This window comes from Flagellimonas taeanensis (genome assembly GCF_003584105.1).
In the GTDB taxonomy this organism is placed as follows: Bacteria; Bacteroidota; Bacteroidia; order Flavobacteriales; family Flavobacteriaceae; genus Flagellimonas; species Flagellimonas taeanensis.
Genome location: NZ_QXFO01000019.1, coordinates 25147 through 39984, shown reverse-complemented (window position 1 = coordinate 39984; position 14838 = coordinate 25147). Strand labels below are relative to the sequence as shown.

Here is a 14838-nt window from a genome sequence, read left to right as displayed (position 1 = left end):
CCTAAAAGCGGCAGGTGCAAAAGTACGGAAAACCATCCCCAAATCCCAAGTTGAAAAAAGGCAAAAATGGCTTTGTTTGTGAAATCAGCTTTTTGGGGTACCGAACATCTTTTGGTTGAAGGTCTTGGATTCTCCTTTTGGGATGGACGGTGAGATCCAGTCGGGGCCTTTGATCATTTTGCCCAACAGTACAATCTGTCCCACGTGGCTTGCATAATGTGCCAATTGTCGGTTAATGGCCTCTATCACTGTGTGTTCTTGGCCCCTTATCTTGATCTTGGTTCCAAAATTGGATGCATCGATGCCTTCCAAAGCATCGAAGAGGCATTTCCAACCCTTTTCCCAATGGGCCACCATCACTGCTTTTGAAGTATATGGGACTTCAAACTCCGATTCGCGGTCACGCCAGGTCTTTTCACCATCCTCGGTAAAAAAATGGGTCCAACGGCTCAACATGTTGCCGACCATATGTTTTACGATCAAGGCAATGGAATTATCGGTATCACCATGCTTCCAAAGGATTTCCTGGTCCGTAAGCTGGTCAAAGGTCTTTTCTCCCAAGGTCTTGTACCGGAGCAACTCGAACTTGGCATTGGAGAGGTAATTTTCCTGGAAATCCATGGTTTGTTTATGCAGTGGGGTCAAAATCGATGCTCACCGAATTGATGCAGTACCTTTGGCCCGTGGTTTCCCGTGGCCCATCGTTGAAGACATGTCCCAAATGACTGCCACAATTGGCACAAAGGGTCTCTGTGCGGATCATCCCGTGGGAGGTGTCCCTGATGTATTCGATGGCTCCTTCCACAGCCTGGTCAAAAGAAGGCCATCCACAACCGCTTTCAAATTTGTGGTCGCTCTTAAAAAGTGTAGCGTTGCAGGCCTTGCAATGATAGTCCCCGTCCTCAAAGTGTAGGTTGTACTGGCCCGTGTGTGGGCGTTCCGTTCCTTTTTGGCGCAAAACATAATATTCCTCAGCGGAAAGCTGCTGTTTCCACTCTTCCTCGGTTTTTTGTACTCCGTATTTTTTTTCCATGGTTTCGTTTAGATCAATTTCCATCGGGGATGAAGTCCAGCGCAGCCCCGTTGATACAATGTCTTTTTCCTGTGGTTTTCCTGGGCCCGTCGTCAAAAACATGTCCCAAGTGCCCTCCGCATACTGCACAATGTTCTTCGGTGCGGGCCATTCCGATTTTGTAGTCCACGCTATAGGCCACATTGCCCTTGATTTCCCTGTCAAAACTGGGCCACCCCGTGCCGGAATCAAATTTGTGCTCACTCTTGAACAGGGGAGTGCCGCAACCGGCGCAGACATAGGTTCCTTTTTGCTTGTTGTCCAGCAGGTCGCTCGAAAAAGCATGCTCGGTGGCCGCTTTTCTGAGGACTTGGTACTCCATGTCCGTCAATTCGGCACGCCATTCTGCATCGGTCTTGTTCACCTTGAAAGTGGTCTCTTTTTCAGCTTTCTTTTTATTTTCTTTTTCCTGCGTATGGCCCTTGCACCCCGAGAGTACGACCAGTACGACCAATAACAATCTTTTTCCCATGTATGCGACTTTTTAAGTTCTTAGACGTAGCAGGACTTTGTTCCTTTCAAATCTTTTAAGGAAGAAAAATAAAAAAATCCCATTGGGATTTCCAATGGGACTTCAAGGTAAACATTTATGGTGAAATCAGTTCAAGTCCAGTTTCTTCACCTGATTTTCTTGAATGCCCAAAGCGGACATTACATTTTCGATATTTGAGGTATCCATTTTGGATGCTTCGGCATATACGCTGGGCACAAAAACGATCCTGAATATTTGGTCGTCCGTAAAGTCGGTGCTTAGGGTAGAAAGGTCAAAGTTGCCATCGATGAACAGTTCCAGGTCTACAAAGGTGTGTTCAAAGACGTATTGGATAGTTCCTTCGGGCAAAAAGTAGTTCTGTGGGATTTGGCTCCACAAGTCGGCCATGCTGCCATCATCCAAAGAAACGGAACCAGTGTATCGATACACCAAGACTGCATATGCTTCAAAAACCTCAAGGTTGGTCACATCGCTAAAATTGATCAGGGTGCTGAATAAATTGGCTTCCCCATCATAGCCAAAGTTCACGTTTTCCACTTCCACTACCTGTCCTTGGATGCCGTCCGCACCGTCCAGACCATCAAGGCCGTCAAGACCATCATAACCTGGAGGTCCTTGTGGCCCTTCGCAGGAAATGCTTATCAATATTAAAAATGCCCCTAAAAAAGTGTTGAGTCTATTCATGATTTTGGATTTTGGATTTCTCTTCAATTTTTGTTTGTCAAGGCAAGAAAATCAAAAAGCGTTCCAATTTTTTAAAAATGTTGTTTTCTTTCCGATATAAGTTGTCAAAGTCGGATTCTTGGACAAAGATGCTTAATATTGTAAATGTCAAATCCTCAAGTATGTCCAAGGTAGTCCCACATAGTTTTTTTACGGAATTCGATATTGATCTTTTCAAGGCAGGGAAACATTTCCGACTGTATGACAAATTGGGTTCCCATCTGACTGAGGTCGATGGGGTGAAGGGCACCTACTTTGCAGTTTGGGCGCCTTCGGCCAAATCAGTCTTTGTGGTCGGGGATTTCAACTTCTGGACCACAGGGACGCACGAGCTCCACGTGCGATGGGATGGCAGTGGGATTTGGGAAGGCTTTGTTCCTGGTGTGGACAAGGGAACCAAGTACAAATACAAGATCCATTCCCACAACAACGACATTTGGACAGAAAAGGCGGATCCGTTCGCGAGGTATTGTGAGCAGCCCCCGAATACCGCTTCCTTGGTCTGGGATGCGCCCCACAAATGGCAGGACAGCAAATGGATGGACACCCGAGAGGAGAAAAATGGGTTGGACAAGCCTTATTCGGTATATGAAGTGCACTTGGCATCTTGGAAGAAAAAAAATGGTTGGGAATCCCTTTCCTACCTTGAAATGGCGGACCAGTTGGTGGACTATGTGGAGAAAATGGGGTTTACCCACGTGGAGTTCATGCCTGTTATGGAGTATCCTTTTGACCCTTCGTGGGGGTATCAACTGACCGGTTATTTTGCGCCGACCTCCCGTTTTGGGAAACCTGAGGACTTTAAAATGCTGGTCGATAAGTTCCACCAACGGGGCATAGGGGTCATTTTGGATTGGGTACCGTCCCATTTTCCCGAAGATGCCCATGGACTTGGCTTTTTTGATGGGTCTCACCTCTATGAACACCCAGATAGGCGAAGGGGCTATCATCCCGATTGGAAGAGCCTCATCTTCAATTATGGAAGAAATGAGGTGAGGGCCTTTCTGATCAGCAATGCGGTGTTTTGGTTGGACCAGTACCATGTGGACGGACTTCGGGTCGATGCCGTCGCATCCATGCTTTATCTGGACTATTCCCGTGAAGATGGTGAATGGGAGCCCAATATGTACGGCAACAATGAAAATCTGGAAGCCATGTCCTTCCTTCGGGAGATGAACCAAGAGGTCTATGCAAGCTTTAAAGGAGTCCAGACCATAGCCGAGGAATCCACTGCGTTTTCAGGCGTGACCAAGGCCGTTCACTATGGAGGACTAGGATTTGGTATGAAATGGATGATGGGCTGGATGCACGATACCTTGGAATTCTTTAAAAAAGAACCTATCCACCGATCATATGACCTCAATGCGATTACCTTCAGTATGACCTATGCTTTTACGGAGAATTTCATGCTGCCGTTTTCCCATGACGAGGTGGTCTATGGGAAAAAATCCCTGTTGTACCGTATGCCGGGGGATGAATGGCAGCGTTTTGCCAATTTGAGGCTCTTGTTCGGGTACATGTTTACACACCCTGGGGGCAATTTGCTGTTCATGGGAGGGGAATTTGGACAATCATCCGAGTGGAATTTCCAGGAAAGCCTGGATTGGCACCTCACGCAGTACGATTTTCACTCAGGCATCCAAGAAGTTATCAAGGATCTGAACAAACTGTACAGGACCAGTCCGGCCCTATACGAAAAACAGTTCAGTCCCGACGGTTTCCAATGGATCGAGTACAACGACAGGGAAAATTCAGTGATTACCTACATCAGAAAGGGAAATGATCCGAAGGATGACCTGATCGTAGCCTGTAATTTTACTCCTGTGCCCCGAGAAGACTATAGGGTAGGGATCCCAAAGCATACACAACTCAAGTTGGTGTTCAACAGTGATGATACCAAGTATTCGGGCAGTGGTATGGGCAAAAAGACCTTAAAACCATCAAAAACAACATGGAACGGCCATGAACAATCCGTTGTGATGACATTGCCCCCCCTGGCGGTAGTGGTCTATAAATAACGGACAAACTATAACGATATAGTGGATTTATGTTCAAAACATCGTTTTAATTATTCAGCCCAATGTATTTCTTTTGTGGATGTCAATTGACCAAAGATGATAACCAATACAGAAATTGAAAAGCGGGGGAATCAATACCCCGACCATATAGTCGATTTTAAACAGGAAGGAGACAAGATCTATTTTACCACCCACAACGGGGTCATTCTACAGGTCACCATTTTGCGTGACAGTGTCGTTCGGTTCAGGTATGCCACGGAATATGTTTTTGAACCCGATTTTTCGTATGCCATCAGCGATGGGGTAAATCTGGGTTACAACGAGCTCACCGTAAAGGAAGAGATTCCTGAGTATGTCATCACTACTTCCAAAATCAAGATTTATGTCAGCAAGGCAGATCTGAAAGTCCAAATCGTGGATCTGGAAGAAGTGATCCTGTGCGAGGATGAGCTTGGATTCCACTGGGAAGAAAACTTTGATTATGGTGGTAACATCGTAAAGATGAGCAAAATATGCCATTCTGGGGAGAGCTACTACGGAATGGGGGACAAGGCGTCGCATACCAACCTCAAAGGAAAAAGGGTGAACAACTGGGTAACGGATTCCTATGCCTATGGCAAGGACCAGGAACCCCTATACAAGTCCATCCCTTTTTATGTAGGGCTCAAGGAGAGTGTGGCCTATGGCGTGTTTTTCGACAATTCGTTCAGTACCTATTTTGATTTTGCCAACGAGAAAAGAAACGTCACCAGTTTCTGGGCCGATGGCGGGGAAATGAACTACTACTTTTTCTACGGTCCCAAAATGGGACAGGTGGTAGAAGCCTATACCGACCTCACTGGGGTTCCCGAACTACCGCCTTTATGGGCCTTGGGGTTCCATCAATCCAAATGGAGCTACTACCCGGAGCGCAAGGTGAAAAAAATAGCCTCCACCTTCAGAAAATTGAACATTCCCTGTGATGCCATTTATCTGGACATCGATTACATGGAAGGTTTCAGGTGCTTTACCTGGAACAATCGCTATTTTCCCAATCCCAAGCGGATGATCGAGGAAATGGAAGAGGACGGTTTCAAGGTCATCACCATGATCGACCCCGGAATCAAGATAGATAGGGATTATTGGGTATACCAACAGGCCATGGACAATGGGTTTTTCTGCCGCAGGGCAGATGGCCCCCATTTTAAGGGAAAAGTATGGCCAGGGGAGTGCAAGTTCCCCGATTTTACCGATCCCGATGTCCGTGAATGGTGGGCAGGTCTTTATAAGGAAATGATTGCTGAAATGGGGGTAAGGGGCGTCTGGAACGATATGAACGAACCCGCCGTCATGGAAGTACCCTCCAAAACGGCCAATCTGGACGTGCGCCACGATTATGATGGACATCCATGCAGTCACAGAAAGGCGCACAATGTGTATGGCATGCAAATGGTGAGGGCTACTTATGAAGGGGTGAAAAAATTCACATTCCCACTTCGGCCTTTTGTGCTTACCCGTGCGGCATATTCCGGTACACAGCGGTATTGTGCCACCTGGACCGGGGACAATGTGGCCACTTGGGAGCACCTATGGATTGCCAATGTGCAGATGCAACGCATGTGTATGAGCGGATATTCCTTTGTGGGGTCGGATATTGGCGGGTTTGCAGAGCAACCCAATGGAGAGCTGTTCGCCCGATGGATACAGTTGGCCATTTTCCACCCATTTTGTAGGGTGCATTCCAGTGGGGACCACGGTGATCAGGAGCCTTGGTCTTTTGGGGAAGAAATCACTGGGATTGTCAGGAAATTTATAGAGATGCGCTACCAGTTGCTGCCCTATCTCTATACCATGTTCTACAAATACATCAAAGATGGGATGCCCATGTTGCAATCCTTGGTGTTCTATGATCAAGAAGATTCGCAGACCCATTTTAGGACCGATGAGTTCCTTTTCGGGGAGCAAATGCTGGTCTGCCCAGTACAAGAGCCGAATGCCCAAGGCAGGAGAATGTATTTCCCAAGGGGCAATTGGTATAACTATTGGACCGATGAGGTGGTTGTAGGAGGTATAGAAAGATGGGTGCCCGCAGAGATACACAGGATTCCCCTCTATGTAAAGGAAGGGGCCATAATCCCCAAATATCCTGTACAACAGTATGTGGGTGAGAAAGAGATCACCGAGCTGTTCCTGGATGTCTATTACAAGGAGGGCACGGAGAATTCAATCGTTTATGAGGACCAGCAGGATGGCTATGACTATAAAAAAGGACGTTTTAGCTTGCGTAGGTTCAGGTTGAGGGGCAAGGAGAACGAACTCATCATACAGCAATTCAAGGACGGTAACTATGTCACATCCTATGAGAAGTTCAAACTGACACTTCATGGGCTTCCATTTACCATTGGAACAGTGGAATTGGACAATGAGGAAGTGGACCTCAACGACATCAAGTTGAACGGAAACAATTCCATAGAAGTAAGCAAGGATTTCACGGAACTTCACATTATCGGAAAATAATTTTTTGTAATTTACCTAAGACTAAACACTGATATTGTTATGAAAAGATTGATTCTGACGGCCACTGTTTTTCTGATGGTCGCTTCTTGTAAGACCAATCCATTTACAGGGAAGAGCACGTTGAACTTTTATCCCAATAGCCAAATGTTTCCGATGGCATTTGCCCAGTATGATGAATTTTTGGGTGAGAACAAGGTGGTCAAGGGCACTACTGATGCCCAGATGATCACCAAGGTGGGGCAGCGCATCGCCTCTGCGGCCGAACGTTGGTTGGATGCCAATGGGTATCCAGGCTATCTCAAGGATTACCAATGGGAATATAACTTGGTACAGGATGAAACCGTGAATGCTTGGTGTATGCCAGGCGGAAAAATCGTATTCTACACGGGGATTCTGCCGATTACCCAGAACGAGACCGGAGTTGCCGTGGTCATGGGGCACGAGGTGGCCCATGCCTTGGCCGATCATGGGGCCCAGCGAATGAGTGCGGGCATGGTTCAGCAAATCGGAGCCGTGGCAGGCAACATCGCCATTCAAGATCCGCAAAAAAGAAATATGTTCAACCAAGCCTACGGAATAGGTTCCCAAGTGGGGGTCATGTTGCCCTTTAGCCGTGGTCACGAGACCGAGGCGGACCGCATTGGATTGCAGATCATGGCCATTGCAGGCTATAACCCGGACGAGGCGGCCCAACTTTGGCAACGCATGAAGGCCAATTCGGGAGGGCAGGCTCCACCTGAGTTTTTGAGCACGCACCCATCCAACGATACCAGGATTAGTAACCTGACCGCCTGGGCACCCGCAGCAAAGCAGGAAGCACGAAAGTTTGGGGTGACCACATTCAAATAAATTGAAACTGAACAAGAACAAACCATGTCATTTCGACCTGATGGAGATATCTTATCCTTTGGATAAACAGATGTCCCACTGAGTTCGAAATGACATTTATTTTTTACCAAAGTTTATGGAACAGGTACTGGCATTGAAGGGAAGCAAAAAACTGTTGAATGCCTGGGCGTTTTACGATTGGGCCAACTCGGTGTACAGCTTGGTGATATCCTCCGCTGTTTTCCCTCTTTTTTATGGACTGCTGTTCCGCACTGCCGGGATAGAGAAAGTCACCATCTTTGGAGGAGAGATTGCCCGGGCGCCATTGATCAGTTATGTTACCTCATTGGCCTTTGTCTTCATCGCCATCATCACACCATTAATTTCAGGCATTGCGGACTATTTGGGGAACAAGAGGATGTTCCTTAAGTTTTTTTGCTATATAGGGGCGCTTTCCTGTATTGGATTGTACTGGTTTTCCTTGGAGAACATCTTTTTTGGGTTGGTATGCTATTTCTTCGGTTTGGTAGGGTTTTGGGTCAGTTTTGCCATCAATAACTCGTATTTGCCGGACATTGCCTACCCGGAACAGCAGGATCGCATCAGTGCAAAGGGCTTCTCTTTGGGATACATCGGGAGTGTGATATTACTGGTATTCAATCTGGTCATGGTGATGAAACCGGGTCTTTTTGGAATAACGGACGGTGGTGGAGAGATTGCTGAGATAAAGGCCATGAAATATTCCTTCATTTCCGTAGGGATTTGGTGGATCGTCTTTAGCCAATATACATTTGCCCATTTGCCCAAAGGCTACAAAAGGGAAGGGGAGCGACAGCACATCATCCTTAATGGGTTCCGGGAACTGAAGAGCGTTTGGCACCAATTGGGGGAGAACACACGCCTGAAGCGCTATTTGGGCGCCTTTTTTGTGTACAGCATGGGAGTGCAGACCATTATGCTCATTGCAACTTATTTTGGGGAAGAAGAAATCAGTTGGGGAACCGATAATGAACGTACCACAGGTCTCATTATCAGTATTTTGGTGATACAATTGGTTGCCATTCTTGGGGCAACGGTGACCGCTTGGGCCTCAAAGGCGTATGGAAATATCAAGACACTGATGGTGATCAACATGGTTTGGGTGCTCCTCTGTGTGTATGCCTATTTCTTGCAGACCCCCATGGACTTTTACATCGCTGCCGGTCTGGTAGGGATCGTTATGGGAGGCATCCAGGCACTTTCCCGCTCCACCTATTCCAAATTTTTGCCGGAGACCACGGACACCACATCGTTTTTCAGTTTTTATGATGTGGCCGAAAAAATAGGGATCATCATCGGTACCTTCCTGTATGGCATAGTGGCCCAACTTACCGGGAGCATGCGCAACAGCACCATATTTTTGGGGCTTTTCTTTGTGGTGGGCATACTTTTGTTGATGCGAGTCAACAAGGAAAGGAAAACAGCCTGAAGCAAAAAGGTCCTGACTGTTCGTCAAGACCTTTTGCTTTTTTGATTGGTGGTAAACTCCTGTTATCCTCTGGAGATATCTCCGGAGCCTGATGATTTTGAATTGATTTTTTTAGGATTTCCACGGTAATGGATGTCCCCCGATCCCGAAACCTTGGCATCGATGGACTGGTTGGCCGTTACCTTGATGTCCGCCGATCCGGAAACGGTGGCTTTCACAAACTCTGCTTCCAGTTCGTACGCCTTGATGTCTCCCGATCCGGATACCATTACATCGAAATCCGTGGTCCTTCCGGAAAGGTTGATGTCACCCGAACCAGAGAGGGAGGCCTCCACTTCTTTGGCCTGCACAGCTAGGGTGATGTCGCCAGACCCCGCAATCCTCGTACTGAACCTTTCAGTTTCGATAGTGGTCTTGCCCACAATGTCGCCAGACCCTGACAAGCTCACAGAGCTTATGGATTCTATGGGGACGGTAATCATGATTCCCGAATTCCAGCTGGAAGGCTTCAGTTCCATTCCCTTCTCGGTCTTGATGACCAAAACGCCATCCTTCACCTCGGTTATGATGTGCTCCAAAAGGTTGGATTCTCCTTTCAGGGTAATTTCCCCTTCGTTGCCCGCCACAAGGTCCACATCGAACCAACCTGCGAGTGACACACCGTCATAGTCCCCAACAGAGCGTTCGATGGTGACAAAATTGCCGTCCCCCTTTACCCTTCTTCCCCATTGGGCATTGGTGATGGCCATGGTGCTTAATGCTAATACGAGTGTGATGATTTTTTTCATGATCTTGTGTTTAAAATGGTTTTTTGATATGATGTTTTAGTTTTGGTAAAATGTGATTCCTCCATAGTCGCTGGTAATACTCACCATGTTCCCGGAGTTTTCCTTTCCATAGTATCCTTTGTAATACTTCTCACTTGATTTTTCTTTGCTGATGTTGATCTCAAAATCATCCTTTCCGCTCACGCCCGCATACTCAGTGGTGATTTCAAAGTCAAAGTAATACTCCGGATGGTACCCTATTTTGATGCCGGTATAATCTGTCCGTATCTGTATGTTCCCCGCATCCGGGGCCATCTGGTCTATCTTCAAGGAACCGTAATCCCCGGAGATGCCCACATTGCCGTGCACGGTGCCCAGTTTTACCCCGATATAGTCCCCATTGCCGTTCACGCTCTTGATGTTTTTTGCCTCGAGGGACCCGTAGTCACAGGAATACTCCAAGTTCTCCATCTCATCGATGACGGCATTGGTATAATCGGCCTTTATGGTAAGGTTGCCCGCTTTTCCTATAGTGAACCCAGAATAATCGGCCACGATCTCGGCACTGTTGATATAATCGAAAGTAGATCGTGAGGTGTAATCGAAACGGAGTTCATTGTTGCGACCGCGCAGTTCGCCCACATCTATTTTGCCATAGTCGCACTTGATCTTGGCATGGCCGTCGATACGGTCCAGGAAAATGCTGCCATAGTCGTTGCTCAAGCTCACATTGTTCTTTACGGGGAGTTTGATGGTGTAGTTCACCTGGACGCTCACACTGTTGCGCTTGCCCCAGCTCCATCCCCAGTTGTTGTTCCTGTCCCCAAAGAGGGTCCTGGCGGAGACCATGCTGGAGCTGTTCTCGAAATCCACATTGATTTCATCCAATCGTTCCTGTACCCGTTCTTCATTATTGCCATTGGTCTTGATCTGCACCTCTATCACCACCCGGTTTTCGTTCCAAGAGGTGATGTTGAGGTTGCCATAGCTGTTATCTACTTTGAAAAGCGCATCGGCATTGACATTGAATTCCTTTTTGATCGTCTTTTCCTTGGTGTACCTGCCGTTCAAGTTGTCATTGTCCACATGGGCGCTTATGGCCAGGGGAATCAAAGCCAAGGTGAAAAGAATCTGTTTAAATGGTAAAGCTTTCATCATTCTGTGATTTTAAATTCTTGATATCTTCTATTTGGCTCAAAACTTCTCTTAAAAGGTCAATCCGGGTCTGGAAGTTGATGATCATGGCATTCATGATGATCTTGCTGTCCCCACCGTTGACCAGGTCTTGTTCCAGTGATCGGTAATCTTTTTGCAACCGTTGCAACTGGGACAAAGTGTCATCGACCAACTGTGCGGTTTCAGGCGATTTCTCGTCCTTCAACTGTTGCACCTGTTGTTCAATGAGGTTGGCAAAGTAAAACTCCGTACGGCCTGCCTCGGGAGCTATCTCTACCACCTGTTGTTTGAGGCTGGGGCTTGGTCCGAACGCCTGGTACCCCAATAGGGCCACCAATGCCACGGAGGCGGCTATGGACAGGGGTTTCCACCATGAGGTTTTCTTCCTGTGGATGGAGACCGTGCCCTGGGCCCGGTTCAGTTTTTCCAAGAACCGTTCTTGGTGTCCACTTTGTGGCTCCTCTATGTCAAATGCTCCTTGGAGCCTCCCAAACAAATTATCTAAACTATCCTTGCTCATCTTCTACATATTTACGGTCAACTTATTTCTCAGGCTTTCCTTCGCCCTCGAGATCATGGTCCTACAATTAGCATAGCTAATGTTCATTATTTCACTGATTTCTTCGTAATCGTACCCTTCAATTAAATGTAAGGTCAAAGAAACTCTGTAATTGTCTTTCAAACTTTTCATGGTTTCCATCACTTTTTGAGCCTTCAGTTCAGTATAACCATTCTGGTCTGAAGCAACTCCATCATTATCTTCGACCTTGTACATTACATCATCCAAATCCGCAGTCCTGTTCTTTTGCTGCTTTTTGTACTGATAGATGCTGTTGTTGATCACGATCCGCTTCAGCCATGCCCCAAAGGTGACGTCTCCTTTGAAAGTATGCATCTTGGTGAACGCGCTCAGGAACGATTCCTGCATCACATCCTCCGCCTCGGCGGAATCTTTTACAATCCTATAGGCAGTGTTGTACATGGCCTTATAGTAGCGATTGTAGATCTCCATCTGTGCACTTTGTTTTCCCTGCATGCACGATTGGAGCAGTGCATCAATATGTTCATTTTGGTGGCTCAAAAAATGAATGGTTTGTCTTATAGATTAGGGAATTTACCAATTGTTACACTTTTTTCTTAAAATTTATTTTTCAATGGCACAGGAATTGCCCTTTAGGAGAGGACAACAAGCCTTGTATTTTTTGTAAGTGTTGATTATTAGTTGGTTACGAGTGCTTGAAGCAAGAATTAAAATGTGGTTTTTTTGCAGATTATGACAAAATGACCGAAAAGAAGAAATGGGAGAGATGAAAATATCAAGATTTGACAATATTGACCTTCAGGGATTGGATGAGGATGCGGAGTTGATTCCACTGCTCACCCCTGAGGATGAAGAGCAGATGAATAAGGAGGAACTGCCGGACACCTTGCCCGTGCTTCCCCTTAGAAATACCGTACTGTTCCCGGGAGTGGTGATTCCCATTACCGCCGGAAGGGACAAGTCCATCAACCTGATCAAGGATGCCAACAATGGCACCAAAACGATAGGTGTGGTGTCCCAAAAGGACGAACAGACCGAAAACCCCGGGGTAAACGACATCAATACCTTGGGTACTGTGGCCCGCATCTTAAGGGTGCTCCAAATGCCCGATGGCAACACTACTGTCATCATCCAAGGAAAAAAGAGGTTCCAGATAGAGAGCATTATCACCGAGAAACCGTATTTGACCGCTAAAGTAAAGGCGGCCGAAGAAATACGCCCCGATGAGAAAAGCAAGGAATTTGAGGCCATTATCGACTCCATCAAGGAGTTGGCCTTCAGGATCATCAAGGACAACCCCAACATTCCAAGTGAGGCCACTTTTGCCATCAAGAACATCCAGAGCAACTCGTTCCTGATCAACTTTGTGTCCTCCAACCTGAACCTCAGCGTTGCGGAGAAGCAACAGTTGCTGGAGATCCCGAACCTTCAGGAAAGGGCCTTGGCCACCTTGAAGTATATGAACATGGAACTTCAGAAACTGGAACTGCGCAACGATATCCAGAGCAAGGTACGAAGCGACATGGACCAGCAACAAAGGGAATATTTCCTCCACCAACAGATGAAGACCATCCAAGAGGAGCTTGGCGGACTGTCCTATGAGGAAGAAGTGGAGGAAATGCGCCTAAAGGCCAAAAAGAAAAAATGGAACAAGAAGGTACAGGAACATTTTGAAAAGGAACTGGCCAAAATACAGCGCATGAATCCCCAAGTGGCCGAATATTCCATTCAGCGAAATTATCTGGACCTGATACTCGACCTGCCCTGGAACGAATTTTCCAAGGACAAGTTCGACCTGAAACGGGCTCAGCAGATCTTGGACAGGGACCATTATGGCCTGGAGGATGTGAAACGACGTATCATTGAATATCTCGCCGTGTTGAAATTGCGCAACGATATGAAATCACCCATTCTTTGTCTGTACGGACCTCCGGGAGTGGGAAAGACCTCTTTGGGCAAATCTGTAGCAGAGGCCTTGGGAAGGGAATATGTACGCATGTCATTGGGCGGTTTGCGGGATGAAGCCGAGATCCGTGGGCACCGAAAGACCTATATCGGGGCCATGCCGGGGCGTATCATCCAAAGCTTGAAGAAGGCGGGCACTTCCAATCCGGTCTTCATCTTGGACGAGATCGATAAGCTATCGAACAGCCATCAAGGTGATCCATCCTCTGCCATGTTGGAGGTGTTGGACCCAGAGCAGAATGCAGAGTTCCACGACAATTTCCTGGAAATGGGCTACGACCTTTCCAAGGTGATGTTCATTGCCACGGCGAATAACCTGTCCAACATACAACCCGCTTTGCTGGACCGTATGGAGATCATCAATGTGACGGGATATACCATAGAGGAGAAGGTGGAGATTGCCAAGCGGCACCTGTTGCCCAAACAGTTGAAGGAACACGGGCTTTCTGCCAAGGACCTAAAGATCGGCAAGCGCCAATTGGAAAAGATTGTGGAGGGCTACACCCGCGAATCAGGGGTGCGTAATCTGGAGAAACAATTGGCCAAAATGGTACGCTATGCTGCAAAATCCATCGCCATAGAAGAGGAGTACAGTATAAAAGTATCCGATGAGGATGTGGAAAAGGTCTTGGGACCTGCCCGATTGGAGCGCGACAAGTACGAGAACAACGAAGTGGCCGGTGTGGTCACGGGCTTGGCTTGGACCAGTGTGGGCGGCGACATCCTTTTCATTGAGTCCATTCTTTCCAAAGGAAAGGGGATGCTCAACATCACAGGGAACCTAGGCAAGGTGATGAAGGAATCCGCGACCATAGCCATGGAATACATCAAATCCAACGCAGATACCTTTGGTATTGACCCTGACGTGTTCGATAGGTATAATGTGCACATCCACGTGCCGGAGGGCGCCACGCCCAAGGACGGGCCCAGTGCCGGGATTACCATGCTGACCTCCTTGGTGTCGCTCTTTACCCAACGCAAGGTGAAAAAGAGCCTTGCCATGACAGGTGAGATCACGCTTCGCGGCAAAGTATTGCCCGTTGGTGGGATCAAGGAAAAGATTTTGGCCGCGAAAAGGGCCAGGATCAACGAAATCATCCTGTGCAAGGATAACAGAAAGGACATTGAAGAAATCAAGGAAGAATATCTGAAAGGGCTCACCTTCCATTATGTGACGGATATGAGCGAGGTCATCGACATAGCCATTACGGGACAGAAGGTGAAAAATGCCAAAACCCTATAATTCAATGACGGTCGTCATAAGATCATAAGGGCTTTTCTGCCTATTTTT

13 protein-coding genes are annotated in these 14838 nt (G+C 47.2%); 5 read left to right on the top strand and 8 right to left on the bottom strand.

Going from position 1 to position 14838, the window contains the following annotated elements; genetic code table 11:
- Nucleotides 1-84: 84 nt before the first annotated feature.
- From D2V93_RS09875 to D2V93_RS09860, 4 genes are all read right to left on the bottom strand, one after another.
- A complete protein-coding gene (locus tag D2V93_RS09875; protein ID WP_119619378.1) occupies nucleotides 85-621 on the bottom strand; it encodes a DUF1572 family protein in 537 nt (178 codons plus the stop codon).
- A gap of 7 nt (nucleotides 622-628) precedes the next feature.
- Complete coding sequence (gene msrB / locus D2V93_RS09870) at nucleotides 629-1033, bottom strand: peptide-methionine (R)-S-oxide reductase MsrB (protein ID WP_119619425.1); 405 nt, start codon at nucleotides 1031-1033, stop codon at nucleotides 629-631.
- Between the two features lie 13 nt (nucleotides 1034-1046).
- Complete coding sequence (gene msrB / locus D2V93_RS09865) at nucleotides 1047-1544, bottom strand: peptide-methionine (R)-S-oxide reductase MsrB (protein ID WP_072882870.1); 498 nt, start codon at nucleotides 1542-1544, stop codon at nucleotides 1047-1049.
- 126 nt (nucleotides 1545-1670) lie between these two features.
- Nucleotides 1671-2249 (bottom strand): collagen-like protein, encoded by a 579-nt coding sequence (locus tag D2V93_RS09860; protein WP_119619424.1) that lies wholly within the window; start codon nucleotides 2247-2249, stop codon nucleotides 1671-1673.
- A 161-nt stretch (nucleotides 2250-2410) separates the two neighbouring features.
- Here D2V93_RS09860 and glgB point away from each other — a divergent pair, with 161 nt between their 5' ends.
- The 4 genes from glgB (at nucleotide 2411) to D2V93_RS09840 (ending at nucleotide 9098) form a co-directional block, all read left to right on the top strand.
- A complete protein-coding gene (gene glgB / locus D2V93_RS09855) occupies nucleotides 2411-4306 on the top strand; it encodes a 1,4-alpha-glucan branching protein GlgB (RefSeq protein ID WP_119619423.1) in 1896 nt (631 codons plus the stop codon).
- 96 nt (nucleotides 4307-4402) lie between these two features.
- Nucleotides 4403-6802 carry a glycoside hydrolase family 31 protein gene (locus D2V93_RS09850; protein ID WP_072882873.1) on the top strand — a complete coding sequence of 800 codons (2400 nt, stop codon included), beginning with the start codon at nucleotides 4403-4405 and terminating at the stop codon, nucleotides 6800-6802.
- A 39-nt stretch (nucleotides 6803-6841) separates the two neighbouring features.
- Nucleotides 6842-7651 (top strand): M48 family metallopeptidase, encoded by an 810-nt coding sequence (locus D2V93_RS09845; RefSeq protein ID WP_119619377.1) that lies wholly within the window; start codon nucleotides 6842-6844, stop codon nucleotides 7649-7651.
- A 115-nt stretch (nucleotides 7652-7766) separates the two neighbouring features.
- Nucleotides 7767-9098: an MFS transporter gene (locus tag D2V93_RS09840; RefSeq protein ID WP_119619376.1), complete on the top strand. Its 1332-nt coding sequence runs from the start codon at nucleotides 7767-7769 to the stop codon at nucleotides 9096-9098.
- A gap of 62 nt (nucleotides 9099-9160) precedes the next feature.
- On the opposite strand, the gene D2V93_RS09835 is transcribed toward D2V93_RS09840, so the two are convergent.
- The 4 genes from D2V93_RS09835 to D2V93_RS09820 are packed head-to-tail and all read right to left on the bottom strand — an operon-like array spanning nucleotide 9161 to nucleotide 12122.
- Nucleotides 9161-9886: a head GIN domain-containing protein gene (locus tag D2V93_RS09835; protein WP_119619375.1), complete on the bottom strand. Its 726-nt coding sequence runs from the start codon at nucleotides 9884-9886 to the stop codon at nucleotides 9161-9163.
- Between the two features lie 36 nt (nucleotides 9887-9922).
- Nucleotides 9923-11020: a DUF4097 family beta strand repeat-containing protein gene (locus D2V93_RS09830; protein WP_119619374.1), complete on the bottom strand. Its 1098-nt coding sequence runs from the start codon at nucleotides 11018-11020 to the stop codon at nucleotides 9923-9925.
- On the bottom strand, nucleotides 11001-11561 hold the full coding sequence (locus D2V93_RS09825; protein ID WP_072882882.1) for a hypothetical protein: 561 nt from the start codon (nucleotides 11559-11561) through the stop codon (nucleotides 11001-11003). The genes D2V93_RS09830 and D2V93_RS09825 overlap by 20 nt, the downstream gene beginning before the upstream one ends.
- Nucleotides 11562-11564: 3 nt before the next feature.
- Nucleotides 11565-12122, bottom strand: a complete 558-nt coding sequence (locus D2V93_RS09820; protein ID WP_072882883.1) for an RNA polymerase sigma factor — start codon at nucleotides 12120-12122, stop codon at nucleotides 11565-11567.
- Between the two features lie 217 nt (nucleotides 12123-12339).
- Between D2V93_RS09820 and lon the strand changes: the two genes are divergently transcribed.
- Nucleotides 12340-14790 (top strand): endopeptidase La, encoded by a 2451-nt coding sequence (lon, locus tag D2V93_RS09815; RefSeq protein ID WP_119619373.1) that lies wholly within the window; start codon nucleotides 12340-12342, stop codon nucleotides 14788-14790.
- Nucleotides 14791-14838: the final 48 nt, after the last annotated feature.

Bases quoted from the DNA above. Each gene is read 5' to 3' on its own strand.
- D2V93_RS09875 (WP_119619378.1), bottom strand. From the start codon at position 621: ATGGATTTCCAGGAAAATTACCTCTCCAATGCCAAGTTCGAGTTGCTC.
- D2V93_RS09860 (WP_119619424.1), bottom strand. From the start codon at position 2,249: ATGAATAGACTCAACACTTTTTTAGGGGCATTTTTAATATTGATAAGC.
- D2V93_RS09835 (WP_119619375.1), bottom strand. From the start codon at position 9,886: ATGAAAAAAATCATCACACTCGTATTAGCATTAAGCACCATGGCCATC.
- D2V93_RS09850 (WP_072882873.1), top strand. From the start codon at position 4,403: ATGATAACCAATACAGAAATTGAAAAGCGGGGGAATCAATACCCCGAC.
- D2V93_RS09830 (WP_119619374.1), bottom strand. From the start codon at position 11,020: ATGAAAGCTTTACCATTTAAACAGATTCTTTTCACCTTGGCTTTGATT.
- D2V93_RS09840 (WP_119619376.1), top strand. From the start codon at position 7,767: ATGGAACAGGTACTGGCATTGAAGGGAAGCAAAAAACTGTTGAATGCC.
- lon (WP_119619373.1), top strand. From the start codon at position 12,340: ATGGGAGAGATGAAAATATCAAGATTTGACAATATTGACCTTCAGGGA.
- D2V93_RS09845 (WP_119619377.1), top strand. From the start codon at position 6,842: ATGAAAAGATTGATTCTGACGGCCACTGTTTTTCTGATGGTCGCTTCT.
- msrB (WP_072882870.1), bottom strand. From the start codon at position 1,544: ATGGGAAAAAGATTGTTATTGGTCGTACTGGTCGTACTCTCGGGGTGC.
- glgB (WP_119619423.1), top strand. From the start codon at position 2,411: ATGTCCAAGGTAGTCCCACATAGTTTTTTTACGGAATTCGATATTGAT.
- D2V93_RS09825 (WP_072882882.1), bottom strand. From the start codon at position 11,561: ATGAGCAAGGATAGTTTAGATAATTTGTTTGGGAGGCTCCAAGGAGCA.
- msrB (WP_119619425.1), bottom strand. From the start codon at position 1,033: ATGGAAAAAAAATACGGAGTACAAAAAACCGAGGAAGAGTGGAAACAG.